Origin of the sequence: Streptomyces resistomycificus (assembly GCF_001514265.1) — a bacterium.
GTDB lineage: Bacteria > Actinomycetota > Actinomycetes > Streptomycetales > Streptomycetaceae > Streptomyces > Streptomyces resistomycificus.
The window spans coordinates 314,458-340,097 of the sequence record NZ_KQ948993.1 but is presented as its reverse complement, the minus strand read 5'-3'; the positions used below and the strand labels follow the sequence as shown (position 1 = coordinate 340,097).

At 71.4% G+C, this 25,640-nt stretch carries 23 protein-coding genes and 2 pseudogenes; 14 read left to right on the top strand and 11 right to left on the bottom strand.

Annotated features, from left to right (window positions below; genetic code table 11):
• Positions 1–27 precede the first annotated feature (27 nt).
• The 4 genes from AQJ84_RS43125 to AQJ84_RS22765 all read left to right on the top strand — a co-directional run bounded on the left by AQJ84_RS43125 (position 28) and on the right by AQJ84_RS22765 (position 2,112).
• Positions 28–201 (top strand): hypothetical protein, encoded by a 174-nt coding sequence (locus tag AQJ84_RS43125; protein WP_157875003.1) that lies wholly within the window; start codon positions 28–30, stop codon positions 199–201.
• Between the two features lie 444 nt (positions 202–645).
• A complete protein-coding gene (gene panD / locus AQJ84_RS22775; RefSeq protein WP_030041738.1) occupies positions 646–1,065 on the top strand; it encodes an aspartate 1-decarboxylase in 420 nt (139 codons plus the stop codon).
• Between the two features lie 28 nt (positions 1,066–1,093).
• Positions 1,094–1,438, top strand: a complete 345-nt coding sequence (locus tag AQJ84_RS22770; RefSeq protein ID WP_030041739.1) for a GNAT family N-acetyltransferase — start codon at positions 1,094–1,096, stop codon at positions 1,436–1,438.
• Positions 1,439–1,461: 23 nt separating this feature from the next.
• Positions 1,462–2,112 carry an aspartate/glutamate racemase family protein gene (locus AQJ84_RS22765; protein WP_053192568.1) on the top strand — a complete coding sequence of 217 codons (651 nt, stop codon included), beginning with the start codon at positions 1,462–1,464 and terminating at the stop codon, positions 2,110–2,112.
• A gap of 843 nt (positions 2,113–2,955) precedes the next feature.
• Here AQJ84_RS22765 and gndA read toward each other — a convergent pair.
• The 3 genes and pseudogenes from gndA to AQJ84_RS45120 form a co-directional block, all read right to left on the bottom strand.
• Entirely contained in the window at positions 2,956–4,395 is a 1,440-nt protein-coding gene (gene gndA / locus AQJ84_RS22760) for an NADP-dependent phosphogluconate dehydrogenase (protein WP_030041740.1), read from the bottom strand.
• A 151-nt stretch (positions 4,396–4,546) separates the two neighbouring features.
• Positions 4,547–6,475, bottom strand: a complete 1,929-nt coding sequence (locus AQJ84_RS22755; RefSeq protein WP_051870034.1) for a KGGVGR-motif variant AAA ATPase — start codon at positions 6,473–6,475, stop codon at positions 4,547–4,549.
• 152 nt (positions 6,476–6,627) lie between these two features.
• A pseudogene (locus tag AQJ84_RS45120) lies at positions 6,628–7,143 on the bottom strand (toll/interleukin-1 receptor domain-containing protein); the annotation flags it as partial.
• Between the two features lie 57 nt (positions 7,144–7,200).
• Between AQJ84_RS45120 and AQJ84_RS22750 the strand changes: the two are divergent.
• The gene (locus AQJ84_RS22750; protein WP_030041742.1) at positions 7,201–8,391 is read left to right on the top strand and encodes a transglycosylase family protein; all 1,191 of its coding nucleotides are present in this window, start codon (positions 7,201–7,203) and stop codon (positions 8,389–8,391) included.
• Here AQJ84_RS22750 and AQJ84_RS22745 read toward each other — a convergent pair.
• Entirely contained in the window at positions 8,381–9,628 is a 1,248-nt protein-coding gene (locus AQJ84_RS22745; protein ID WP_030041743.1) for a DMT family transporter, read from the bottom strand. The genes AQJ84_RS22750 and AQJ84_RS22745 overlap by 11 nt on opposite strands.
• 210 nt (positions 9,629–9,838) lie before the next feature.
• Between AQJ84_RS22745 and AQJ84_RS22740 the strand changes: the two genes are divergently transcribed.
• The 5 genes from AQJ84_RS22740 to AQJ84_RS22720 all read left to right on the top strand — a co-directional run bounded on the left by AQJ84_RS22740 (position 9,839) and on the right by AQJ84_RS22720 (position 16,250).
• Positions 9,839–10,594 carry a (2Fe-2S)-binding protein gene (locus AQJ84_RS22740; RefSeq protein WP_030041744.1) on the top strand — a complete coding sequence of 252 codons (756 nt, stop codon included), beginning with the start codon at positions 9,839–9,841 and terminating at the stop codon, positions 10,592–10,594.
• Positions 10,595–10,632: 38 nt separating this feature from the next.
• A complete protein-coding gene (gene glgA / locus AQJ84_RS22735) occupies positions 10,633–11,784 on the top strand; it encodes a glycogen synthase (RefSeq protein WP_030041745.1) in 1,152 nt (383 codons plus the stop codon).
• Between the two features lie 80 nt (positions 11,785–11,864).
• Positions 11,865–13,085, top strand: coding sequence for a glucose-1-phosphate adenylyltransferase (gene glgC / locus AQJ84_RS22730; RefSeq protein WP_030041746.1), 1,221 nt, complete (start codon positions 11,865–11,867; stop codon positions 13,083–13,085).
• A gap of 229 nt (positions 13,086–13,314) precedes the next feature.
• Positions 13,315–14,643, top strand: coding sequence for a wax ester/triacylglycerol synthase family O-acyltransferase (locus AQJ84_RS22725; protein WP_030041747.1), 1,329 nt, complete (start codon positions 13,315–13,317; stop codon positions 14,641–14,643).
• A 104-nt stretch (positions 14,644–14,747) separates the two neighbouring features.
• The gene (locus AQJ84_RS22720) at positions 14,748–16,250 is read left to right on the top strand and encodes an SDR family NAD(P)-dependent oxidoreductase (protein ID WP_030041748.1); all 1,503 of its coding nucleotides are present in this window, start codon (positions 14,748–14,750) and stop codon (positions 16,248–16,250) included.
• 95 nt (positions 16,251–16,345) lie between these two features.
• Here the strand turns inward: AQJ84_RS22720 and AQJ84_RS22715 are convergent, their stop codons facing one another.
• Positions 16,346–17,221, bottom strand: coding sequence for an SDR family oxidoreductase (locus AQJ84_RS22715; RefSeq protein ID WP_053192566.1), 876 nt, complete (start codon positions 17,219–17,221; stop codon positions 16,346–16,348).
• Between the two features lie 25 nt (positions 17,222–17,246).
• The gene (locus AQJ84_RS22710; protein WP_030041749.1) at positions 17,247–17,696 is read right to left on the bottom strand and encodes a hypothetical protein; all 450 of its coding nucleotides are present in this window, start codon (positions 17,694–17,696) and stop codon (positions 17,247–17,249) included.
• A gap of 448 nt (positions 17,697–18,144) precedes the next feature.
• Between AQJ84_RS22710 and AQJ84_RS42410 the strand changes: the two genes are divergently transcribed.
• Together AQJ84_RS42410 and AQJ84_RS22705 are read left to right on the top strand one after the other, a co-directional pair.
• A complete protein-coding gene (locus AQJ84_RS42410) occupies positions 18,145–18,318 on the top strand; it encodes a hypothetical protein (protein ID WP_107082809.1) in 174 nt (57 codons plus the stop codon).
• Between the two features lie 62 nt (positions 18,319–18,380).
• Complete coding sequence (locus AQJ84_RS22705; RefSeq protein WP_030041750.1) at positions 18,381–18,863, top strand: GNAT family N-acetyltransferase; 483 nt, start codon at positions 18,381–18,383, stop codon at positions 18,861–18,863.
• 6 nt (positions 18,864–18,869) lie between these two features.
• Here the strand turns inward: AQJ84_RS22705 and AQJ84_RS22700 are convergent, their stop codons facing one another.
• The gene (locus tag AQJ84_RS22700; RefSeq protein ID WP_030041751.1) at positions 18,870–20,207 is read right to left on the bottom strand and encodes an amidase; all 1,338 of its coding nucleotides are present in this window, start codon (positions 20,205–20,207) and stop codon (positions 18,870–18,872) included.
• 248 nt (positions 20,208–20,455) lie between these two features.
• Here AQJ84_RS22700 and AQJ84_RS45115 point away from each other — a divergent pair, with 248 nt between their 5' ends.
• Positions 20,456–20,710: a hypothetical protein gene (locus AQJ84_RS45115; RefSeq protein WP_030041752.1), complete on the top strand. Its 255-nt coding sequence runs from the start codon at positions 20,456–20,458 to the stop codon at positions 20,708–20,710.
• Between the two features lie 245 nt (positions 20,711–20,955).
• Here the strand turns inward: AQJ84_RS45115 and AQJ84_RS22690 are convergent, their stop codons facing one another.
• The 4 genes and pseudogenes from AQJ84_RS22690 to AQJ84_RS22675 all read right to left on the bottom strand — a co-directional run bounded on the left by AQJ84_RS22690 (position 20,956) and on the right by AQJ84_RS22675 (position 24,963).
• The gene (locus AQJ84_RS22690; RefSeq protein ID WP_030041754.1) at positions 20,956–21,171 is read right to left on the bottom strand and encodes a hypothetical protein; all 216 of its coding nucleotides are present in this window, start codon (positions 21,169–21,171) and stop codon (positions 20,956–20,958) included.
• A 268-nt stretch (positions 21,172–21,439) separates the two neighbouring features.
• Positions 21,440–22,407: pseudogene (locus AQJ84_RS22685) on the bottom strand (3-oxoacyl-ACP synthase III family protein).
• A gap of 498 nt (positions 22,408–22,905) precedes the next feature.
• Positions 22,906–24,408, bottom strand: coding sequence for an MFS transporter (locus tag AQJ84_RS22680; RefSeq protein ID WP_030041755.1), 1,503 nt, complete (start codon positions 24,406–24,408; stop codon positions 22,906–22,908).
• Positions 24,409–24,546: 138 nt separating this feature from the next.
• The gene (locus tag AQJ84_RS22675; protein WP_051870035.1) at positions 24,547–24,963 is read right to left on the bottom strand and encodes a PPOX class F420-dependent oxidoreductase; all 417 of its coding nucleotides are present in this window, start codon (positions 24,961–24,963) and stop codon (positions 24,547–24,549) included.
• An 80-nt stretch (positions 24,964–25,043) separates the two neighbouring features.
• Here AQJ84_RS22675 and AQJ84_RS22670 point away from each other — a divergent pair, with 80 nt between their 5' ends.
• Positions 25,044–25,517 (top strand): small multi-drug export protein, encoded by a 474-nt coding sequence (locus tag AQJ84_RS22670; protein WP_051870036.1) that lies wholly within the window; start codon positions 25,044–25,046, stop codon positions 25,515–25,517.
• The last annotated feature ends 123 nt before the right edge of the window (positions 25,518–25,640 follow it).

The following is a 25,640-nucleotide window of genomic DNA, read 5'->3' as shown; positions in this document are numbered from 1 at the left end:
TGAGAGGTTTCCGAGGAGCAGAGAACCATGTCCTACGCCTTCGAAGCCGAGCTGGCCCCCTGGGTCCCGGCGATCAACGATCTGTCGGTCTCCGACATTGCCGCCGCTCGCGCGGCCGAGAGGGGGATGACGGCGAACCTGCCCGTCTACGCGCCGACCCGGCTGGTAGGACGTCCGCGACGCTCTCGTTCCTGGGCCTGAGGGCGGACCTCAGGTGCCGGTCGGGCATGTCGTGCCGGCGTCGCCGGCGGGACGGGAACGAGGTCGGCCGGTGGCGGCGGCTGCACGAGGCGTGCCGACGTCGGTGCTGGTGCGCTCGCCACGAGGGTGGACGCGCCCGCCACCGAGGCCACTGCCGCACCCACCGTCAGGCAGGCCGCTCGACTCCCGACGCTCAACGAGGAGCCGCTCGTGTTGTGTGCTGAGAGGCCGCCCATCTGGACAGTCCGAAAAGGCTGTCCGAACAGATGCCGGATCAGCGCTGTCACGGCAGCCAGTCTCTCGTGAAAGTGCAGGTGGAGAGCCTTCTCGTGAGAGTCAACCGATGTTCCTCGATATCTTCGAGTTCAACGCGTGCCCGTGTACAGTGAACGATGCCTTTGACCTGCACAAAGCAGGCAGGGAGCCGTCTTCCAGGAGTCCAAAGTGCTGCGTACTCTGTTCAAGTCCAAGATCCATCGGGCCACCGTCACCCAGGCCGACCTGCACTACGTGGGATCGGTGACCATCGACGCCGACCTCCTCGACGCCGCCGACCTGCTGCCCGGCGAGCTCGTGCACATCGTCGACATCACCAACGGCGCCCGACTCGAGACGTACGTCATCGAGGGCGAGCGCGGCTCCGGTGTCGTCGGGATCAACGGGGCGGCCGCCCACCTCGTCCACCCCGGCGATCTGGTGATCATCATCAGTTACGCTCAGGTGACCGACGCCGAGGCGCGGGCACTCGAACCCCGGGTCGTGCACGTGGACCGCGACAACCGCGTCGTGGCCCTCGGAACCGACCCCTCCGAACCGGTGCCGGGCTCGGACCAGGAGCGCAGCCCGCAGGCCGTGGTGGCCTGACCCCGACCTCCGGACCAGGAGCGTGCCCATGAGCGACATCGAGATCCGCGACGACCGGGCGGCGGGCCGCCTGGAGGCGGTCGGTGACGGTGAAGTCGTCGGCCACATCGAGTACTTCGTCCTCGAGTCCCCCGCGGGCGCGCTCGTCCCGGTCCACACGATCGTCGAACCGGCCCACGAGGGGAAGGGCATCGCGGGCTCGCTGGCGCGGGAGTTGTACGCCGTCGCGAAGCGCGAGGGCGTCGTCGTCGCCCCGCTGTGCCCGTACGTCGTCAAGTGGGCCGAACGCCACCCCGACGAGGCACCGGCCGCCGACCCCGAGCTGCTGCGTTCGGCGAAGGCGTGGCTGGCGGCGCACCCCGGACGGTTCTGAGCCGTCCGGAAGGAGATCCATCCGTGCTCGCACTGCTCCAGACCTCGTTCCTGCACGTCCCGGTCTTCGACGCCCTGCGCGACGAGACCCACCAAGGGCTGGAGCTACGGCACTTCGTGGACGAGGAGCTGCTCGCCCGGGCCCGCGTCGAGGGCCCGGACGCGGTGGCGGACGACGTCCGCGCCGTGCTCTCACAAGCCGTCGCCGAGGGCGCCCGGGCCGTGCTGTGCACCTGCTCGACCATCGGTGGCATCGCTGAGGCGGCCGCCGCGGAAGCCGGGGCCCCGGTCCTAAGGGTGGACCGCCCGATGGCGGCAGCCGCGGTGGCCACCGGCCCTCGCGTCGCCGTCCTCGCCACCGTGGAGAGCACACTCGGTCCGACGGCGGACCTCATCGAGGAGGAGGCCCACCGGGCCGGACGCCCCGTGGCCGTACGCACCCATGTGGTGCCCGGCGCATGGCAGCGCTTCGCGGCGGGTGACACCGACGGGTGCGCCCGACTCGTGGCGACCGCCGCCGACGCGATCACCGACGCCGACGCGATCGTCCTGGCCCAGGTCTCCATCGCCCCGGCCGAGCGCCTGACGACCACCCGGGTTCCGGTCCTGTCCAGCCCACGCCTCGGCCTGGCCGCGGCGGCGAGGGCCGCGCACGCCAAGCAGGGCCCGGCCTGAGCGCGCCGTGCACCGCGCCCCGCGCTCGGTGAGCAGTCCGGCCTAGGCGCGGCGAGCGGTGAGACCCGAGCGCGCCGTGCACCGCGCCCGCGCTTCTCAGCGAGTAGTCCGGCCTACGCGCACCGAGTAGTCCGGCCTACGCGCACCGAGAGTCCGGCCTACGCGCACCGAGCACCGCGACTCGCGCCCGCCATCCACCGCGCCCCGCGCCCGCCGACCACCGCGCCCCGCGCCCACCACCCAGCCCGCCCCCGGTGCTCCGGCCCTCGCCGCCCCCGGACACGGCGACGACCGACGTCGCGCCGCATGTCGGCAGACCCACCCGGCTCACCCCCTTCACGCGGCCGGGTGAGTGGTGGCGCCGCCCTCGGGTACGCGGGGGAGTAGTCCAGAGCCGACGTCGACCGATTGGCCGGAGGACGCCATGACGCACCCGTACCCCGACCCCGTCCACCCGGACCCCGTGCCGGGTCCCGGGCCGGGGCCCGCACCGGGCCCGGACCCGCAGCCCCCGGAGCCCTACCCCGATCCGGTCCCGGAGCCGGTGCCCCAGCCGCCCGCGCCGGGACCGGTTCCCACCCCGCCGCCCGATCCCGCTCCGGGGCCGTCCCCCGTCCCGCCGGGCCCGGAACCCGTGCCGGCCCCGGAACCGGGACCCCCGCTCAGCTGAAACACGCAGGGGTGGGCGGCGAGTCGATCGCCGCCCGCCCCTGCTCCCGTGGACGAAGCGGCGCGGGGAAGTGCGGGAACCGCCCGCACGCCACCCGCACCACCCGCGGACCACGTCAGACTTGCGTCACAACCACGTCAGAACCACCTCACAACCACCGCACCCGGTGGGTGCTACGCGGAGATCTCCGAGCGGTCCCCGCCCCACAGCGTGTGGAACGAACCGTCCCGGTCGGTGCGTCGGTACGTGTGCGCGCCGAAGAAGTCCCGCTGCCCCTGCGTGAGCGCCGCCGGCAGCCGCTCCGCGCGCAGCGCGTCGTAGTAGGCGAGGGCCGCGGCGAAGCCCGGCGTCGGGACGCCCTGGCGGGTCGCGGCGATGATGACCTCACGCCAGTCGTCCTGCGCCGCGGCGATCTCCTGCGCGAACGTCTCGTCGGACAGCAGGCTGGGCAGGTCGGCGCGCGCGTCGTAGGCGGCGCGGATCCGGTCCAGGAAGGCCGCACGGATGATGCAGCCGCCCCGCCACAGCGCGGACACGGCGCCGAGGTCGATGTCCCACCCGTACTCCTCGCTGCCCGCGGCGATCTCGTGGAAGCCCTGGGTGTACGACACGATCTTGGAGGCGTACAGCGCCTGCTCCACCCGGTCCGCGAAGGCGCCCGCCTCCGCCTCGCTCAGCGGCGTGGCCGTCGGCCCGGCCAGCCCCCGCGAGGCGTCCCGCAGCGCGGCGTGACCGGACAGGGAGCGCGCGAAGACCGCCTCGGCGATGCCCGACACCGGCACACCGAGGTCCAGCGCGATCTGGACGGTCCAGCGACCGGTGCCCTTCTGCTCGGCCTGGTCCACCACCACGTCCACGAAGGGCTTTCCGGTCGCCGCGTCCACGTGCGACAGCACCTCGGCCGTGATCTCGATCAGGTAGGAGTCGAGCCGGCCCGTGTTCCAGGTCCGGAAGATCTCGGCGATCTGCGCGGGCTCGTACCCGGCGACGTCCCGCAGCAGCTGGTACGCCTCGCCGATCAGCTGCATGTCGGCGTACTCGATGCCGTTGTGCACCATCTTCACGAAGTGCCCGGCGCCGTCCGGACCCACGTGGGTCACACACGGAGCCCCGTCCGCCGCCTTCGCGGAGATCTTCTCCAGCATCGGACCCAGCGAGTCGTACGACTCCCTCGGCCCGCCCGGCATGATGCTCGGTCCGTGCAACGCGCCCTCCTCGCCGCCGGAGACGCCCATGCCGACGAAGTGGATGCCCTGCTCACGCAGTTCGCGCTCGCGGCGCCGGGTGTCGGCGAAGTGCGCGTTGCCACCGTCGATGATCATGTCGCCGGGCTCCAGCAGCGGGGCGAACTCCTGGATCACCGCGTCCGTCGGGTCCCCGGCCTTCACCATGATGACCAGGCGCCGGGGCCGCTCCAACGCCGCCACGAACTCCTTGGCCGTCTCGGCCGCGACGAAGTCGCCCTCACTCCCGAACTCCTCCACCAGCGCGTGCGTACGCGACGCCGTCCGGTTGTGCAGGGCGACCGTGTAGCCGTTGCGCGCGAAGTTACGGGCGAGATTGCGTCCCATGACCGCGAGTCCGGTGACGCCGATCTGGGCTGAGTCAGTCATTCGGTTGGCTCCTGTTAGTGCGGGAATCGGTGATGCCGGTCGTGTACGCCCCATACTGCCCCCTGGCCGTCCTGACGCGCCCGGCACCCACCGGCACGTCCGGCTTTTGCCGGAGGTGCGTACGCAGATACGGATCCGAGCCCCGCGTGGCTCAGTACAGGAGGGAGTCCGGCAGGACGAACGAGGCCCTGCGGGGGAGCGGGCGGTCGGCGGGCAGGCCCAGCACGAGGCGCGCCAGGTGTTCGACCTCTCGCACATAGGTCATCGGGGAGCGCGCCCCGCCGAAGTCGACGTAGGGCTGCTCGACGACGAACTGGGGTGGGTGGGGCTCATCCAGGACCACGGGGATCACCCGTTGCCTCTGCCGCGCCTCGAGGAACTCCTCGACCGCCCACTGCGACCGTGTCCAGTGCGGTGTCACCACGGACACCAGGACCTCGGAGTTCGCCAGCGCGTCCTGGAGCCGGGACGTCCACTCTTCCCCCGGCACCCTGTTCCACTGGTCCACCCACACACTGACCCCCAGCCGCTGCAGGTTCTCCGCGAGGGCCAGCGCCCAGTCCCGGTCCGCGTGCGCGTAGGAGAGGAAGACGTCGAACCGGTGCTCGGCGGTACGCCGGGGCGCACCGAACTCCTCGTCCGGGTCCTTTCGCAGCTGGGCGGCGACGGCACGGGCGGCCAGGGCCAGGGTGCCGTGCTCCAGGTTGAACGCCTGCAGTGACCGGGCGATGTGCGGCAGGTTCTCGAACGCCTCGGACGAGGTCACCACGGGCAGCGTGAGCCGTGGGGTGACCCCGCTGACGGAACGGCGCAGGAAGTAGCCGAGGTCCTGTTCCTGTTCCGAGGAGGAGTGCCCGTCCACCAGCATCGCGAAGTGGCGGCACTCGTCCATGAGTTGCTGTCGGCGCTCGGGGGACCAGAACATGTCCTCCGGTCCGTCGGCCCGGTGGGGACGCGTCGTCACCCCGTTCTCGTGCAGCAGCGCGAGGAACTGCCGGGCCAGCTTGGCGGTCGTGCCGCTGTAGCTGACGAAGAGGTCCGCCTCGTAGGTCCGGCGCGCCGCCTGCCGCGCACTGTCGACGTAGGAGTCCCGGTTCTCGATCAGCAGGCCCGCGTCCTCCAGACGGCGGGCGAGCAGCGCGGCGAGGGACGCGATGCTGTAGGTGACCTGTTCGGAGTTGCGATGGCTCTCGGTGAGGGCGGGCAGCGACTCGCCGAAGGACCAGACGGGGAAGTAGGGGATGGTGACGCGCTGCAGGAGTTCGGCGGCGGTGCTGCCCCGCGGGGCCCAGTCCCGCAGCCGCGGTTCCATCTGTTCGGCCAGTGTGCGGCGCCAGGTCTCGCCCTTGCTGTACTCGGGCTGCGCGTCGAACCTGCTCAGCAGCGGCACGGTCAGCAGGCGCGGCCGGTCGTAGGGGAGACCGTCCCTGGCCTTCATGGCGCGGTCGACGATGTCCAGGACGCCGTCGACGTTCTGCTGGTTGGCGGTGAAGGCGAAGACGAGCACGTCGGGGACCTGCGAGGTGCAGATGCCTCCGGAGTCGGTGATGCCGGTGCGGCTGTCGACGAGGACGATGTCGTAGTTCTTCATCCACTCGGCCCGCCACGCTTCGAGGGTGTCACCGAAATCGTGGTCGGTGTACAGCTTCTCCCAGTCGACCTCCTGGAGGCGGGAGATGTACGTGGCGTCCTGGCGGCCCGCGGCGATCAGATCCAGCCGCACCTCGTCGGGCAGCCGGACCGCGGTGCGGTACTTCAGGGCGAGGGACGGGCCCACCGACGTGTCGCGGGCCTCCTCGACCATCTCCAACAGGCCTGCCCGGGGCGACGAGTCCGGGTGGAGGTCGAAGAAGTACGAAAGGCCCGGCGCCTCCAGGTCCCAGTCGACGCACAGCACCCGGTAGCCCCACCGCGCGAGCAGGACAGCCGTGTTGGCGAGGGCGAAGCTGCGGCCCACGCCACCCTTGTAGGAGTAGAACGTGACGATCTGGCCGGTCTCCAGCAGGCTCCGAACCGGGGAAGCGGGGCGGGCCGGCGTTCGGCGGCCGCCGGGGTCAGGGTCGGCCAGTCCGCATGCCACTCGGGCACCTGTTCCAGCCGTTCGCGAATGTCTCGCGCGAGGCGCTGCACCTCCCGGTGGAAGGCCGGATAGGACTCGGAGTCCCGGTACTTGGGGTGCGGCACGCTGTACTTCTTGAACGCGTTGTCGAGCTGCCGGTCGTGCACCTCCGGCGGAAAGTTCTCGCCGTCCGCGAACACCACGGGGAAGATGAGCCCCCGTCGCCGGGTCAGCTTCTCCCGCTCCTCCATCGTCCCCCACTCGGCCGTGCACCACTCCGAGTGGAAATAGGGGGCGGACAGAACAGGTACCAGCAGTTTGCTCCGGTGCAGCGATCCCCCGAGTTCGTCGGGCCACGGAATGCCGATCTTGTCGTTCAGATTGCGGTCGATGAAGATCTCGGCCTTCCCGAGCTCGTCCTCCAGGCATCCCTTGAGGATCGGGAAGAAATGATTCCAGACCCATTCCCTGACGTGTCCCGCGCTTCTTCTGTAACTGATGAACACGTCGAACTCGTAGTCCACCGCCGCCCCATTCCCGTGCTCAGGAACCCCCCTGAACGCGACTCCGCCCCTGGTGGGACGGAGTGTAACCGCCCCATGGTCGATCAACTGGGCTTTCCCGCAACCGGTTTGACTGAGGGGGGAAGTCGGGGGGTAAAGGAGGGCGGCCGATTGCCGCCTTGTCATGGCCTGTTCGCAGCGCTTACTTTTGCCCCTCCTGACGCATGTCGAGGGGGACCTTTCATGGCCGTACGCGGCCGGCACCGCCGGTATCAGCCGAACAGGATCAACCGTGCCTCGCTCACCGTCACGGCGGGCGGCGCCGGGATGGCGATGCCGCTCATCGGCGCCGGGGTGGCTCAGGCCGCCGACGTGGACACCTGGAACAAGGTCGCCGCGTGCGAGTCGAGCAACGACTGGAACATCAACACCGGCAACGGCTACTACGGCGGGCTGCAGTTCACCCAGTCCACCTGGGAGGCGTACGGCGGTTCGCGGTACGCGCCGCGGGCGGATCTGGCCACCAAGGACCAGCAGATCGCGGTGGCGGAGAAGGTGCTGGACGGCCAGGGCCCGGATGCCTGGCCGGTGTGCTCGGTACGGGCCGGGCTCACGCGGGGCGGCGACACCCCGGACATCCGGCCCGCCGGGAGTGGCCAGAGCACCGCGAAGACGTCGGGCCGCGGCTCGGTGGCGGACGTACAGCCCCAGACCACGCCCCAGTCCCGGGCCGGGACCGCCGAGATGTACACGGTGGTCCACGGCGACTCGCTCTCCGAGATCGCCGACACCCAGCGGGTACGGGGCGGGTGGCGTGGCCTGTACACGGCCAACCGGAAGGCCATCGGACCGGACCCCGACCTGATCCTTCCCGGTCAGCGTCTGAAGCTGCGGGGCCAGGAAGCGGCCGGTACCACCACGACGACCTCGACCGGCGGCAAGTCGACCGGCGAGAAGGCGTCTTCGGGTACACAGGGCTCGCAGGACACCAAGGACACCAAGGACACCGAAGACAAGGCCACGTCCGGCGACGCGCTGGTCTCCCCGGTGAACGCCGCGGCCGGCACGCCTTACCACAAGGCGGGGTCCTCCTGGTCGAAGGGCTACCACACGGGCGTCGACTTCGCCGTGCCCACCGGCACGTCCGTGAAGGCGGTCGCGTCCGGCAAGGTCGTCACCGCCGGGTGGGGCGGGTCGTTCGGCTACCAGGTGGTGGTGCGGCACTCCGACGGCCGCTACACCCAGTACGCCCACCTGTCGGCGATCTCCGTGAAGACCGGGCAGACAGTGGGCGGCGGACAGCGGCTCGGCCGCTCGGGCTCCACCGGCAACAGCACGGGCCCGCATCTGCACTTCGAGGTGCGGACGGGGCCCGGTTTCGGTACGGACATCGATCCGGTCGCCTATCTCAGGGCCGGCGGCGTCAGGATCTGACGCGCGTACGGTGTCGGTCGAGGGCCGGCAGCGGGATGAAGGGGCCGCCGTAGAAGGGGCCGTAGAGGTACGCCGGGATCCCGGGCTGCGCCGGCTCCCCGCCGTCCGGGGCGTCGGTGCCCCGGAAGGCCGGCGGGATCGTGTCCCGCAGCTCGCCTCCCGGGCCCCGGACCGGGGCCGCCGCGGCCGCCGGGCTCGGGATGAACACGTCTTCCAGTACCCCCACCGCGACCGGCTGCTCGGGTACGGGCACCCGCGCCGCCGGCCCTTCGACGAGGACCGGTCCGGCGGAGGTGGTGACCGCCCCCGCCGCGAGCGCCGGCCGGAGCTCCACGGGCTGGACGACGAGATCGGCGGCCGGGGTCCGGGCCGGCTCCGGCTCCCTGTCCGTCGCGGAGTCGGCGTGCGCGCGCTCCATCCGCTCCGTCGTCAGCAGGATCAGACCGCCCGCCGCGACCACACCGCAGCTCAGCGCGAGAGCGGTGCCGGTCGTGCCGTAGCGGAAGGTTTCGCCGAACATCGTGATGCCGACCGCGGCCGCCACCACCGGGTTCACGACGGTGAGCGTGGCCAGCGGGGCGGCGAGCCCCGCGCCGCGGTAGGAGGCCTGGGACAGCAGCATGCCGGCCGTGGCCAGGATGCCGATCACGGCCAGCGACGGCACGTCGGCCGTGGAGACACCGCCCGTCCAGTCGACGGCGACGGTCTTCGTGAACACCGAGGACATGCCGAACGCGATACCGGAGGCGGTCGCGAGCAGGATGCTGCGCACCGCCGGGTGCCGGTGAGCGGCCCGGCCGGCGATCATCAGCGCGACCACCGCCACGGCGGTGACCACGGCCACGAGTACCCGCTGGGTGGTGTCCAGGGACCGCGCGTCGGACGCGCCGACCAGGGACAGCAGACCGGCGAGGCCGACCGTCGCCATGATCGCGCCGCGCCACGCCGTGGCGCCCGCCCTGCGGCCCACGAACAGCGCGGCCATGGGGAGGGCGAAGACGATGGTGAGTGCGCCCAGCGGCTGGACCAGGCTCAGCGGGCCGTAGGCGAGTGCCACCACGTGCAGCAGTCCGCCCAGGCCGTTCAGAGCGACCGCCGCCCACCAGGTCGGCCGGCGCAGCGGCGCGTACTGCTGGGAGGGAGAGGACACCGCGACCTGCTCCTGCACGATCGCTCCGCCCGCGTAGGCCACGGCGGAGACGAACGACAGCAGCACGGACAACGCGAGGGCACTCATGAGCGGCTCCTCTGCGTGAGGCGGGGGCCCTGGGCCCGGCGCGGCGTACGGTCGGCTTCCATGACCAACACGATCCCGCGAAAAGTTCTTCCCGTCGTCGTACCTGAGCAGGCAATGGGTCCTACTGCCGATGGAGTACGAATCGGACCCCATCATCCCCAAGGTGGGTGACCCGGAGCGCAGACCCCGGGGTCGCACCCCCTAGGGGCCTTGGTACTACTGCTCTTCGTGGACCTCGACCCCGATCTCGCCGCGCTTCGTCCGCTGGGCGGATTCTTCGTACTGCGCACCACCGGAGCACCGCATCCGGCGCCGCCGACGCTCGCTCACGTGTACGAGATCGGTTTCTCGGACTTTTACGAGAATTCTATGACTTTCCGGGTCAGGAAGGTAGCGAAAACGCTGGCCGCCCCCGAGTCCCGGATCGCCGCCTCGGTCGCGCAGCAGGGTTTCGCGGCCCGCCTGTGGTCGGCGGCCCTCGGCAGTGCCGCCCTCTACGGCGGGGTCCCCGACCTCGACCCGCGGCTGCTGCACTGGGATCCCGACGGCAGCGCCCCCGACGACCTGTGGCTGTCCACCGTACGGCCCCTGCCCGGCGACGCGAAGACCCTCGCGGACGTCGTCCTGCACGCCCACCTCCAGCCGCTGGCCGATCACCTGCACGCCCGGTACCGGGTCGCCCGGGGCCTGCTGTGGGGCAACGCCGCCTCCGCGCTGGCCGGCGCCGCCCGGCAGCTGGACGGCTGGGCGCGCGCTCACGGCCGTACGGACGTGGCCGTGTCGGCCGGCGCCCTCACCGGGCAGCTCCTGGCGCACCCCCTCCTCGCCGGCACCGGCACCCTCACCGGCACCGCCTTCCGGCGCCGCAGCTGCTGCCTCTACTACCGCGTGCCCGGTGGAGGCGTCTGTGGCGACTGTTGCTTCACACGACCCCCGCGGTCTTCCGCGCGCGGCGCATCTGGGTGACCATGAAAGCAACCAGCCGACGAGACAGGGGGTTCCGGGTGCGAGTGGGACTGCTGACCCGGGAGTACCCGCCGGACGTGTACGGCGGCGCGGGTGTCCATGTCGAGTTCCTCGCCCGGGAGTTGAGGTCCCTCGTCGAGCTGGACGTGCACTGCTGGGGCGAGGGCCGTACGGAGGGCGTGATCCGCCACCGGCCCTGGTCGGCGGTGGACAGCGCCAACGACGCGCTGCGCACCTTCTCCGTGGACCTCGCGATGACCGCCGGCCTCGAGGGCCGCGAACTCGTCCACTCCCACACCTGGTACGCCAACCTGGCCGGCCACCTCGGCAAGCTCCTGTACGGCATCCCGCACGTGATGACCGCGCACTCCCTGGAGCCCCTGCGCCCCTGGAAGGCCGAGCAACTCGGCGGCGGATACGCGCTGTCCAGCTGGGCCGAGCGCACCGCGATCGAGACCGCCGACGGGGTGATCGCGGTCTCCGGCGCCATGCGTGACGACATCCTCGGCTGCTATCCGGCACTGGATCCGGCCAAGGTCCACGTCGTCCACAACGGCATCGACACCACGCTCTACCGCCCCGACCACGGCACCGACGCCCTGCGTCGCGTCGGACTAGACCCGGCCCGCCCGTACGTCCTGTTCGTCGGCCGCATCACCCGCCAGAAGGGCGTGCCCCATCTGCTGCGCGCGGTGCGGGACATCGACCCGGCCGCGCAGGTCGTGCTGTGCGCCGGCGCTCCCGACACCCCCGAGATCGACCAGGAGTTCCGCGAGCTCTTCCAGGAGCTGAGCCGGGTCCGCGAGGGCGTGCACTGGATCCCGCAGATGCTGCCGCGTCCCGAGGTGATCCAACTGCTGACGCACGCCGCGGTGTTCGTCTGCCCTTCGGTGTACGAACCTCTGGGCATCGTCAACCTGGAGGCGATGGCGTGCGGGACCCCCGTCGTGGCCTCCCGGGTCGGCGGCATCCCCGAGGTCGTGGAGGACGGCAGGACGGGAGTGCTCGTGTCCGTGGACGACGACTTCGAGACGGGGCTCGCGCGCGCACTGGACTCGGTCCTCGGCGATCCGGCGGCCGCGCGGGAGATGGGCGAGGCCGGGCGGGAGCGCGCGGTGGGCGAGTTCGGCTGGGACGCGGTCGCCCGGCGCACGGTGCGGCTCTACGAGGAGATTCTCAAACAGGGTTAGTGCGACAGGAGTTCGCCGAACAGGCGTATTCCGTGGTGCGCGGGGGCAGGCATGGATCAACCAGGGTGAGGGGAGAGGCCATGCGTCGTGGTGGTCCTTCGGTGCTCGGAATCGTGCTGGCGGGCGGAGAGGGCAAGCGCCTGATGCCGCTGACCGCGGACCGCGCGAAACCCGCGGTCACCTTCGGCGGCACGTACCGCCTGGTGGACTTCGTGCTGTCCAACCTCGTCAACGCGGACATCCTGCGCATCTGCGTCCTGACGCAGTACAAGTCGCACTCCCTGGACCGGCACATCACCACCACCTGGCGGATGTCCAGCCTGCTCGGCAACTACGTCACCCCGGTCCCGGCCCAGCAGCGCCTGGGCCCGCGCTGGTACCTGGGCAGCGCGGACGCGATCCTGCAGTCCCTGAACCTCGTCTACGACGAGCGGCCGGAGTACGTCGCCGTGTTCGGCGCCGACCACGTCTACCGCATGGACCCGCGTCAGATGCTCGCCCAGCACATCGAGAGCGGCGCGGGTGTGACGGTGGCCGGGATACGCGTCCCACGCGGCGAGTCGTCGTCCTTCGGCGTGATCAGCCCCGCCTCCGACGGCCAGACGGTGGAACGCTTCCTGGAGAAGCCCGCCGACCCGGCCGGTCTCGCCGACGACCCCGACTGCGTGTTCGCCTCGATGGGCAACTACATCTTCACCACCAAGGCCCTCATCGAGGCGCTGCAGCGGGACGCCGAGGACCCCGGCTCCGTACACGACATGGGCGGCTCGATCCTGCCCCAGCTCACCGACCGCGGCGAGGCCCAGCTCTACGACTTCAGCGCCAACCACGTGCCCGGCGAGACCACCCGCGACCAGGGCTACTGGCGGGACGTCGGCACGCTCGACGCGTACTACGAGGCGCACATGGACCTGATCGCCGAGCGCCCCACCTTCAACCTCTACAACCGGCAGTGGCCCATCTACACCCACTCCGGCCAGCTGTCCCCGGCCCGCTTCAACGCCGGCGGCATCGCCAGCGAGTCCATCATCAGCGCGGGCTGCCTGATCCGCGGCCAGGTCACCCGGTCGGTGCTCTCCCCGGGGGTCGTGGTCGACCCGGGGGCGGTCGTCCAGGGCTCGGTGCTGCACGACAACGTGCACATCGGGCGGGGCGCGGTGGTGCGCGGGGCGGTACTGGACAAGAACGTCGAGGTGCCGCCGGGCGCGACGATAGGGGTGAACCCGGAGCGCGACTCGGAGCTGTACACCGTCTCCAAGGGCGGGGTGATCGCGCTGGGCAAGGACCAGCAGGTGCCCTAGGGCCGGCCCCTGAGGAGTCCCGGTGGGCGCGCCGTCCGCCGCTGCGGAGGCGGCGTGGTGTACACCGGGATCGCGGACGGCTGAGGCGACACGCGAAACATGAGTCCCGCCCTTCCCAGGGGGCGGGACTTAATGCGTTGTTAACTGTGCGTAGCTTGATCGTACTTGACCGTAATCGCCAGTGGGCGATTGACTGCTGACTCACCCTTCGTCGACGCGAGGCAAGCCATTGACTTCTGACCTGCTCGCACCTCTCGACCTGGCGTTCTGGAACATGGAGTCCGCCGAGCACCCCATGCACCTGGGTGCCCTCGGTGTCTTCACGGCGCCCTCGCCCGCCGCGGGCGCTCACGCGGCCGATCTGCTGGCCGCCAGGGCCGCCGCGGTGCCCGGGCTGCGGATGCGGATCCGGGACGTGTGGCAGCCGCTCGCTCTGCCACCCGTGCTCGGCGGCGCCGCCCGCGTCCCTGACCCCGGCTTCGATCCCCTCCACCACGTCCTGCTGCACGCCCCGACGGCCGACTTCCAGGCCGAGGCGGGCCGGCTGATGCAACGGCCGCTGGACCGGGACCGGCCGCCGTGGGAGGCGCACGTACTGCCGGGGGAGGACGGGGTCTCCTACGCCGTGCTGTTCAAGTTCCACCACGCCCTCGCCGACGGGCTGCGCGCACTGACGCTCGCCGCCGCGATCCTGGACCCGATGGACGTGGCGCCCCGCCGTCCCCGCCCCGCCGCGCCGGCCCGCGGCCTTCCCGACGTCCGCGAACTGCCGGACCTGGTGCGCGGTGCCCTCTCCGACGTGGGCCGGGCCCTCGACATCGGCACCTCGGTCGCCCGCTCCACCCTGGACGTACGCAGCTCGGCCGCCTTCACCGCCAGGGCCACCGGCACCCGCCGCACCGCCGGGGTGGTCGTCGACATCGACGACGTGCACCGCGTCCGCAAGGCCGTCGGCGGCACCGTCAACGACGTACTGATCGCCGTCGTCGCGGGCGCCCTGCGGCGCTGGCTGGACGAACGCGGCGACGGCAGCGACGGCGTGGCGCCCCGCGCCCTGATCCCGGTCTCCAGGCGCCGCCCGCGCACCGCCCACCCACAGGGCAACCGGCTCTCCGGGTACCTGATAAGGCTTCCCGTCGCCGACCCGGACCCGCTGGGCCGGCTCGCCACGGTCCGCACGGCCATGGACCGCAACAAGGACGCCGGACCCAACCGGGGCGCCGGCGCCGTCGCGCTGCTCGCCGACCACGTCCCGGCGCTCGGCCACCGGCTCGGCGGCCCGCTGGTCAGCCAGGCCGCCCGGCTCTGGTTCGACATCCTGGTCACCAGCGTGCCCCTGCCGGGCATCGGGCTGAAGCTCGGCGGCAACCAGGTCACCGAGGTCTACCCCTTCGCCCCGCTGGCCCGCGGACAGTCCCTCGCCATCGCCATCTCCACGTACCGAGGACGCGTCCACTACGGCCTCGTCGCCGACGCCGAGGCCGTTCCCGATCTGGACCGGCTGGCCCGCGCGGTCTCCGAGGAGGTGGAGACGCTGATCACTGCCTGCGACCCATGATCGTCGCGGGTTTGGCGCTGCGGCCCGGTGCTCCGTAAAATTCCCCGTTCGAAAGCGGTCGTCGTCGGAGCGCCGCGCGAAACACCCAGGGAACGGCAGCGGCCATGACGGTGACAGACAACGGCTCGGCGACCACGGACGAGATCGTCCACGGTCCCGGCATCGACCCGGAGCGGCTCGCCGTCTGCCTCAGCGTGCTCGACGAGCTCGACAAGCTGGACGTCGACCACCCTGACGCGATCGCCGTCCGCCGCGCCACCGCGGGCATCTACCGGACCGTGAAGCAGCGCCGCCGTCAGGAGCGCCGGGCCGCCAAGACCGCGCACGACAAGGCGGTCACGGAGGCCACTGCGACCGGCTCCGCCCAGCGGATCGACGACGAGACGGAGGGCATCCTCCCGTCGTCGGGCACCGAGGAGGGCCAGGTCGCGGGGATACTCCAGCGCCCGCGCTCCTGCTACACCTGCAAGACCCGGTACGTCGAGGTCGACTACTTCTACCACCAGCTCTGTCCCGACTGCGCCCGCCTGAACCGCGCCAAGCGCGACGCCCGCGCCGACCTCACGGGCAAGCGCGCCCTGCTCACCGGCGGCCGCGCCAAGATCGGCATGTACATCGCGCTGCGGCTGCTGCGGGACGGCGCGCACACCACGATCACCACGCGCTTCCCGAAGGACGCCATCCGCCGCTTCCGGGCCATGGACGACTCGGCGGACTGGATGCACCGCCTCGAGGTCGTCGGCATCGACCTGCGCGACCCGGCCCAGGCCGTGGCCCTCGCCGACCAGGTCGCCGCGGCGGGCCCCCTCGACATCCTCATCAACAACGCGACGCAGACCGTGCGCCGCCTGCCCTCCGCCTACGCCGCACTGGTCGAGGGCGAAAGCGCCCCGCTGCCCGCCGGAGAGCTCCCCGCCCACCACGTCATCGGCGCCTTCAACTCCGGCGCGGTCGACGGTCTGACCGGGGCGGCCGCGCTCCCCGTCGGCGCCAGCGACCTCGACGCGCAGAAGGTCGCCGACCTCGCCCTGATCGCGGGCAACGCCAGCGTCGCCCGGCACCTCGACGGCACCGCCATCGACGCGGGCGGCCTGGTCCCCGACGTCGTCGACAGCAACACCTGGGTGCAGACGATCGAGCAGATCTCCCCGGTGGAGCTTCTCGAGACCCAGCTGTGCAACTACACGGCGCCGTTCATCCTCATCAGCGCGCTGCGCCCGGTCATGGCCGCCGCCGCGAAGAAGGCGACGAGCGGGCGCGCGTACGTCGTGAACGTCTCGGCGATGGAGGGCGTCTTCGGCCGCGGTTACAAGGGCGCGGGCCACCCGAACACCAACGCCGCCAAGGCCGCGATGAACATGGTGACGCGGACCAGCGGCCAGGAGATGTTCCAGACCGACGGCATCCTCATGACCTCGGTCGACACCGGCTGGATCACCGACGAGCGCCCCCACTACGACAAGCTGCGCCTCGCCGAGGAGGGCTTCCACGCCCCCCTCGACCTGGTCGACGGCGCGGCCCGCGTCTACGACCCGGTCGTGCGCGGCGAGGAGGGCGAGGACCTGTACGGCGTCTTCCTGAAGGACTACGCGCCCGGCAAGTGGTAGGCCGCTCATCCGGTGGCCGGCCCGCCCCCCGCCTGTTCGCCCGGTCGGGCGCGGCCGTGCGGCCGCCTCGTCCTCGGGCACCCGCGCATGCGGCGTCAGCGGCCTGAGGGTGAGCCCGGTCCGGTGTCCGTAGGCGCCCCGGACCGCAGCCGGTCGTGGACCGCGTACGGCGTCGACGCGTACGCGGCCCGTACCCGCGTCCCCCCGTCCACCAGCAGATCGGCCCCGGTGACCCACTGGGCCGCGTCAGACGCCAGCCACACCACGGCCCGGGCGACGTCCTCCGGTTCCCCGATCCGGCCGAGCGGGAGTCCCGCGGCCACCTCACGTTCGCCCGGTTCCCAGACGAAGCGCGCCATCTCGGTGCGGACCAGGCCGGGGGAGACGGAGTTGACCCGCACTCCGGGCGCGAGTTCGCCGGCGAGCTGCCGCGTCAGGTGGAGCAGGGCGGCCTTGGTGGTGCCGTAGGCCCCGACGTTCGGACCGACGTGGGCGGCGCCCTCGGTGCAGACGTTCACCACCGCGCCGCCGTGTTCGGCCATCCACGTCCGCCAGGCGCACTGCACCAGCCGCAGGGGTGCCTCGACGTTGAGGGCGAACGCCTCGCGCCACTCGTCCGGGTCCGCTGCCATCAGCGGTCCGTACGGGCGGTTGGTGGCCGCGTTGTTGACCAGGACGTCGAGCCGTCCGAACTCCCGCAGGACCAGCTCCGTGACCGCCCGCGGATGGGCCGGGTCGGCGACGCTGCCCGCCAGTCCGACGCCGCCGAGCTCCTCGGCGGTCCGGCGCACGGCGTCGGCGTCGCGGGCCGTCACGCACACCAGCGCCCCCGCCTCGGCCAGCTGTCCGGCCACGGCCCGCCCGATCCCGCGTGTGCCCCCGGTGACGATCGCGGCCCTGCCCTGGAGCCCCTGAAGCCCCTGGAGCCCCTGGAGAGGATGCTGGCCGCGAAGTCCGTACGACGACGTCATCGGCGTACCGTCTCATGACGGACCGTCAGTCGACAGCCCCGAGGCGCGAGTTCCGTGCCGCCACCAGTTCCAGCACGGTGCGCCAGTCCTCCAGGACACCCGCGTCGAACCCGGCCGTGCGGGCCTCCTCGCCGGCCTGGCGCAGCCGCAGCAGATCGTCGTCGGCCAGGCCCGCGCCCGGGGCGCGGCCGCGGACCAGGCGGTAGACGCGCTCGCCGAGCAGGGCGCGGACCGCGTCGGCGGCGCAGTCCGCCTGGGCGAAGCCGTCGCCCGGCCGCAGCAGCGGGCCGATCGCGTGCACCAGCCCCGCCACCTGGAGCTCCTTGTCGGCGGGGCGGCCGCGCCGCAGCAGCGCGGCGGTCCGCAGCGCGTGCTGCTGCGGATCCACCCGCCCGTCCCCGAGACCCGGCGCGGCCCGCGCGCCCCGACAGGCGCTCAGCAGATCCATCAGCTCTTCGACACTGCGCAGCTCCATGCGTCAGTCCTCCCGCCGGACAGGCCGTTGCCGTCCGTCAGCAGACCATGGACGGCTTGCGATTCGGCCAACGGGATCTGAACTACGTCGCCTGTTCGGCTCAGTAGGCCATACGGGCGACTCTCAAAACGGTCATGATGTGCCGGACAGGTGCATATCCTGCTTGGTGGAACACGGGATGACTTCGGATAGTTACCCTTTGTTTTCAGCGCTATCGAGCGGACGGCCGCTCATTTGGTTAATCTGTAGCCGACGGACAGCAGTACCGGGTTCTACCCACACCCAAGGTCCGTCATGGGACCGCCGCTTCACAACGGCCTGATCTCCACGAGATACCGGCGCCACCGCGTCCGAACTGCCTTGAGCCAGACCCGAGCGGGCGCCGGGAACCACGCCGTCGAATGGACCGGCCCGCCCCGAGGGTGACCCGACACATAAGGAGTGCGCGGTGACACCGGAGAAGACGAATCGCGAGCAGCGCCCCAAGGAACGCACGGAGCGCGCGGGCCGCCGGCCCGGAGAGATCGGCAGCCTCGACGTGTGGGCCCGGTCCGCCCCCATCCGCCTGGCGGGCTACGAGGACGACCTGGCCGAGCCCCACATCCTGCCCAGCGTGGACTGACCCCCGCGCGGGACAGGACCCGTCGCGATCGCCGATGGCATGGGCGTGCGAGACTCACGCCCATGCTGATCAGAGAAGCCGTGGCCGAGGACTGGCCACGGATCTGGCCTTTCTGGCACCGGATCGTCGCCGCCGCCGAGACCTACACCTGGGACCCGGACACCTCCGAGGAAGCGGCCCGCGCCCTGTGGATGGCCCCGGCCAAGCGCGTCTACGTCGTCGAGGACGAGACCGGGGCCCTCGTCGCCTCCGCCTACCTCACCCCCAACTACGCCGGGCCCGCCGCCCGCATCGCCAACGCCGGCTTCATGGTCGACCCCGGGCAGGGCGGCCGGGGCATCGGCCGGGCCCTCGCCGAACACATCCTGGCCGCGGCCGAGGCCCAGGGCTACCGGGGCATGGTGTTCAACGCCGTCGTCGAGACGAACCCGGCCGTGAAGCTGTGGACCTCCTTCGGCTTCACGATCCTCGGCACGGTCCCGGACGCCTTCGACCACCCCCGGCACGGCCGGGTGGGCCTGCACATCATGTACAAGGCCCTCTAGACGCCTTCACCGCAGCGGCGCCGTCCGCTGCCACGGATGCCGCTCCTCCACCTGCTGTGCCAGGGCGAGCAGATCCGCCTCCGAGCCGGGCCGCCCCACCAGCTGTACGGCGCACGGGGTACCGGAGGGCAGAGTGCCGAACGGGACGGACATCGCCGGCCAGCCGGTCAGGTTCCACGGCGGGGTCAGCGGCGAGTAGTTGGTGTTGGCCAGGACGTTGCGCAGCCAGCCCCGCTCGTGCCAGGCCGCGGCCTGGGGGGAGCGGCGGGCGAGCGCCGGGGTGAGCAGCACGTCGTGCTCGTCGAAGAAGGGGGCCAGGCGCCGCCGCAGCGCCTCGCGGCTTCCTCCGGACCGGGCCGTGTTAACGAACCGGCGCCCGATGGTCGCGTGCACCCGGGTGCGCCGGGTGAGCCGCCGTCGGTCGAGGTCCCGGGCGTCCAGTGCCGTGCCCGCCGTCCAGTGGGCGAGCGAGGTGAAGCTCAGCGACAGCGGGTAGGGCGGATCCGCCCGGCGCACCTGGTGGCCCGCCTTCATCAGCAGCTCCGCCGCTTCCCGGACCGCGTTCGTGTACGGCCGGGTGATGGCGACCCCGGCGATCGGGCTGCGCAGGGAGACGGCCACCCTGTGTGTGGCGGGCGCGTCCCGTCGTACGAATCTGGTGTCCGCGAGGACGGAGAGCATCAGGCGGGCGTCCTCGACCGTCGTGGCGAGAGGGCCGTTCTCCGACATGCCGAACCAGGTGCTGGTACCCGCGGGGACCACGCCCGGGCCCGGCTTCAGGGTGAGCAGTCCGCAGTTGGCGGCGGGTATGCGCAGGGAGCCCATCCCGTCGTTGCCCAGGGCGATCGGAACCAGGCCGGCCGCGACCGCCGCCGCACTCCCGCCGGACGATCCTCCCGCGGTGCGCGAGGTGTCCCACGGGTTGCGGGCGGTGCCGTGGACGCCCTCCGAGGTGCCGAACACGCACAGTTCGGGAACGGTGGTCAGCCCCACCACCACCGCGCCCGCCGCCCGCAGCCGGGCCACGGTCACATGGTCGTCGGCGGCGGGCGTGTCCGGCGTCGCCGCGGAACCGACCCGCATGGTCTCGCCGCGCACGGCGAGGTTGTCCTTGACGGCCACGGGGACGCCGGCCAGCGGCAGTTCCCCCAGGTCGTCCCGCGCGGCCACCGCGTCGGCCTCGACGAGTGCGGCCTCGGCGCGGACCACCCGGAAGGCGCCGACACGACCGTCGAGCCGCTCGATACGGGCGAGATGCTCGGCCACCACCTCGCGGGGCGTGACCCGCTTCTCCCGTACGGCGGCGGCGATCTCGGCGGCGGTCCGGCCGACCCAGCTGGTCACGGGCGCTCCTCGGCGGCTACTGGTGGGTACGTAGGGAGAACTCTGCCCGGCAGTGGACGCCGCGTCGAGAGCGATCGCGCTTGGACATTCAGGCCGGTTCTCTTGGACCTTTCGCGGTCCGGCGGCCGACTGTGTCCGCTGACCCGCAGGTCATCCGATCAATACCCCAACCTCTGTGCTGTCGGCCCCCATTGACAGGCTGAGGGCCCGAGCCAATCATCAGCCCTCCGATGAATGGGGAGTCGCTCATGAGGAAACGGCTGAGACTGGTCGGCGTCACGGCGGCGCTGATGTTGCTCCTGGCACCGGTTCCGGCGGTCGCGGGGCAGGAACCCGGACCGCCGGTCACCGTGCCCGCCCTGTTCGACTGGACACCCGCCTCCGGCAGTTACGCCCTCGGGCCGGGCGCCCGTCTGGTGGCGGACGACCCCGCAGAACGCCGGGTCGCCGGCACCCTGACCGACGATCTGCGGGCGGCGGCCACGGCACGGTCGCGCTCGTGAAGGGCGGCGCCCGCACCGGTGACATCGTTATCGACATCCGGCCGTCCCGGGCGGCGCTCGGCGACGAGGGCTGCGAACTGCGCGCGGGACGGCGTCTCGCCGTGACCGGCGCCTTCTACGGCACCCGGACCCTCCTCCCACTCCTCGCGCGGGGCGACCGGATCCCCGCGGGACGCACCGTCGACGTGCCCCGCTACCAGGAGCGGGGGGTCGGCGTCTGCGCCTGCCACCGGAATTGGCGGGGGTCACGGGGCGAGCCGGATCAGGATCCCCGCGCGCCCGTTTCTCACGTGCGGCCGGGTCGGTGCGCCTGCCACGTGATCATGAACTGGCAGAGGCCGCCGCTTGTCCAGGTCCAGGGTGGAGATGCGTCCGTCGGCCAGGTTGACGGGGATGGCGTGGCGGCCGTATTCGGCGGTGCGGTCGTCGTAGTCGTTGCGCGCCGAGGAGACTGACACCACGTCCGCGATCAGCGGGACGTCCTCGACATGTTCGCCTCGACGCTCATCAGCGGTTTCTTCCCGTCGCCCCCGCGATACGGTCGGAACACGCCTCGGCAACGAGCGTCACCGGCAACTCCGAGCCACCCAGGTTCGAGCTGCGGTAGCGGTGGTCCCTGAGCCGTGCTCCCGGCCGACCGGTAGGCGAGGGGCGGCAGATAGTGTCACCTGCCACCGGGCACCTCTCTCACGCAGACACCCACCCACCAACCCACCGGCCTGGGTTCTCTCACCACTCAACCAGCGCGAATCCCGCCGACATGCCGCCGCCGAAGCCGGCGATGAGGATCAGGTCGCCGGGGGTAAAGACACCGGCGCGGGCGGCCGCGTCCAGGGTGATGGGGATGGAGGCGGCTGCCGTGTTGGCGTAGTGCGTCACTGTGCGGTGCATGGTCGCGCGAGGCAGTTCCAGGTCGGCGAAGACGGTGTCCAGCATGGTGCCGTTGGCCTGGTGCGGTACAAAGTGGTCGACGTCGTCGGGTACGACATCGCATTCGTGCAGGATCCCTTGACCAGCTGCGGCAGGTGGTCACCGACGAAGTTCCGCACACCTCGCCCGTCCATCGCGAAGTACTGAAGCCCCGCGTCGAGGACTGTCTGGTCCACGGGCATGCGGCTGCCGCCGGCGGGCACCTCGATGAGACCCGACAGTTCGCCGAACGAGTGCAGCGCGAGGTGCCGGATACGTGGTCCGTGGCCGACCGACGGCCCCATGACCACCGCTCCGGCGCCGTCCCCGAACAAGATCACGGTCCTGCGGTCGGCCCGGTTCAGGATGCGGGAGTACAGGTCCGCTCCGATGACCAGTGCGTGGCCGCCGGTGCGGGTGAGTACGCCCTCGGCCGCGGAGAGCGCGAACACCATGCCGGAGCAGACCGCGTTGACGTCGAACGCGGCTGCACCGATCGCGCCGAGCCGCTGCTGGACGTAGGCGGCGGTGGGCGGTTGCGGCCGGTCGGGTGTGGATGTGGCGACCACGATCACGGACAGGTCCTCGGCGGTGAGGTCGGCCGACCGCAGCGCGGCACGCCCCGCGGCGGTGGCCAGGTCCGAGGTGGCCTGGCCGTCGGCAGCCCATCGCCGTTCCCGGATGCCGGTCTTGCCGGTGATCCACGCGTCGTCGACCCCCGCCGCCGCGGCGACCTCGTCATTGGACACGATTCGCTCCGGCACATGATTCTGACATATGACCTGCATCGCATGACTAATTTCGACCGCAGGCCGGAATCGGAATTGCCATCCGCCGGTTCCGTGGAGCCGCGGACCGTGGCCCAGGGCGGGAAGCCATCCGGGAGGTGGCGCCACCGGACCCGGTGCGGTCCGCTCAGGAGATCGCGGCTCGGACGGCCTGGACGGTCATGCCGCGGCGTCGATGTCTCAGCGAGGGGTACGGCCCGTCCGGTGCGACGCGGTCCGTGACGATCAAGGGTGCTCGGTACCGGTGGCCCTCGGTCCTGCCGACGCAGGAGTTCCGGTAGAGCGATTCCGAGGCGTCGGGCCCAAGCGGGCTCCGCGCCGTGCCGCCCCGGAGCCCAGGGCGGACCGTGGGCGCAGTGCTCAGCTTCCCTCATGAGTCGTTCAAGGGCCGCCAGACCAAGCAGCCCCCCAAGGTGTGACCGTCGGCGCGGGCGCGCGACGGCCCCCCGGGGGGCTGCTTCCTGTTCGAGGTTGGAGAGGACTTCGTGGAGCAGGTCGTCACATGGCGACGGTCTTCGCCGCGTCGGGGGACTTTTCCCGAACGCCGGGGCGGTACAGCAGGAAGGTCACGACGAGGCCGACGGCTGCGAGGCCGGCCGCCCACCAGTACGCGGTGGAGTAGCTGTGCAACGCCGCCTCGGCGATCACCTCGGGCGTGGCCTGCCGGCTGCTGAGATAGCTGCCCGCGGCGCTCGCCGCGATCGTGTTGAGGACGGCGATCCCCAGCGAACCACCGATCTGCTGCGTGGTGTTGACCGCCGCAGAGGCCACACCGGAGTCGTCCTCGTGCACCCGGTAGGTGGCCAGGTCGATCGCCGGCGCGTAGACCATGCCGAGACCGAGGCCCAGGACGACCAGCGGCGGCAGGATGCCTCCGACGTAAGTGCTGTCCAGCTCCAGGCGGGTGAACCAGACCATACCCACACCCAGCAGCGCCATCCCGAGGGGGATCACGATCTTCGGTCCCACCCGGGGCATGAGGACTCCCACGGCCAGGCCGGAGGCAACGACCAGGGCGACCGGGATGGGCAGGAAGGCGAGTCCCGCCTCGACCGGGGTGTACATGAGTGTCTGCTGCATGTAGTAGGCGAGGAACAACGCGACCGCGTACATGCCTCCGGTGGCGACCAGAATGGCGATCTGCGAGGCTCCGCGGTCCCTGTCGAGGAGGATGCGCAGTGGGAGCAGCGGCCGGTCCGTCGTCGACTGCCAGTACGTGAAGACGGCGAGCAGGGCGAGACCCCCGACCAGCAGACCCCAGCTGGCGGGAGAACCCCACCCGTGCGACTCGGCGTTGGAGAACCCGTACACCAGGCCGAAGAGTCCCAGGGTCACCAGCACCGCGCCGGGGACGTCGAGCTTGGCGCGTTGGGTCGCCCGGGGCTGACGCTCGATCAGCAGCAGACCGCCCAGGAACGCCGCCGCCGCGAACGCCAGGTTGATGTAGAGGGTCCAACGCCAGGTGAGGTACTCGGTCAGCACGCCGCCGAGCAGGTTGCCGAGCGCCCCGCCGGCGCCCGCGATGGCACCGAAGATCGCGAAGGCCCGGCCTCGTTCCTTGACGTCGGTGAAGATGGTCGTCAGCAGAGAGAGAGCCGCCGGCGCCAGCAGGGCACCCGAGACGCCCTGGAGCGCTCTGGCCAGCACCAGGAGTTCGAAGTTGCCGGCGGCTCCGCCGAGTACCGAGGCGGCGGCGAAACCGACGACACCCGCGAGGAAGGTCTCCTTGCGGCCGAAGAGATCGGCGATACGCCCGCCGATCAGCAGCAAGCTACCGAAGGTGAGTGCGTAGGCGGTGACGATCCACTGCCTGTCGTTGTCGGAGAAGCCCAGGTCGGCCTGTGCGGACGGCAGCGCGATGTTCACGATGGTGGCGTCCAGCATGATCATCAGCTGGGCCAGAGCGATCACGGCCAGCGCCCACCACCGCCGCGAGGACCGCGGGGACGATGGTCCTGACCCGGGCGGAACGCTGGTGGATTCGCCGGTGGATAACGACATGGCGGGGCCACTCCGTTCGAAATATTTGACTAACTAGATGGTTAGCCTTCTGGCGCAAGGCTGCCGGAGATTTGAGGGCCCGTCAACAAGGGTTCGGACGGGGATGTGAGGGCCGGACACGGCCAGGGGTCGCGAGGGTCACTCCGTGAGTCGGATCCGGATGCCCACCGTGCGGTGCCCGGGCCCTTTCAGTCGACTACCGAGCAAGCCGACCCGCGCGACGAGACCGTACTTGCGCTTCATCAAGTCGAGGTAGTGAAGGGTGTCCTGCTCCGCGGGCAGCTCGGCGACACCCGACACGGACTCTCCCTTCGGAGTCCCCCTCCAGTCACACGGGGCGACGGTCACCCGGCCGCTGTTTCGGATCCGTTTGACCTTGCCGGCGTCGGCTACGCTCCACACCGCCAGGCAGTCCCCGTCCCTCATCACCCACACCGGAGTGGGCACCGCCCGCCCGTCCCTGCGGAATGTCGTGAGAAGTACGTACTTGCATGCCGCCAGTCGCTCAACGGAGCCGCTCGGTAAGGGTGCTGAGGGGAATGGTGAGGTGGTCACCGCGCTAGCATAACTGGTTAGTTAACACACTGTCGCCGCAATCCGACGCGGCTTCCGTCCCACCCGACGAGGAGCGATACGTGCTGAACTTCGCCTTGGCCGTGCTCGCCGGATTCACCCTGGGTACCCCGGCCGTGCCGTTCGGCCTCTCGATCTCCCTCGCACCGCCCATCGCGCTCCTCGCCGTGCTTCTCGGCGCGGCCGGGTGCCTGCTGTCCGCCGTCTTCACGGTCGGATGGCTGCGTACCCGCTGGCAGGTCTGGCGCTCGAAGCGGCGACCCGTCACCGCCGGGGCACCGCCGGGGAAACGTCGGAACCGACTCGACGGCCCCACCGGCCGACGGGCCCGGCGCGTGGTGAACCGGTACGGCGTCATCGGCTTCGGCATCATCGGGCCGGCGCTCTTCGGCACCTGGGGATCGGCCATGCTGGGCACGGCGCTGGGCCTGCCTCGGTGGCAGCTGATCGGCTGGCTCATGGCAGGCGTCACCCTGTGGTGCACCGTCATGCTGCTCGCTTCCGAGGCACTGATCGACGCACTCGGACTGAGGTGACGACACCCGCCGGGCCCACGACGGCGTCCGCCTTCACCGGCCGGGAGTCGATCACACGGACACTCGGCGCCGAGCCCGGCCCGCCTTCGCACGGAGTTTCCCGCGCGGCCAGTCGTGGAACTC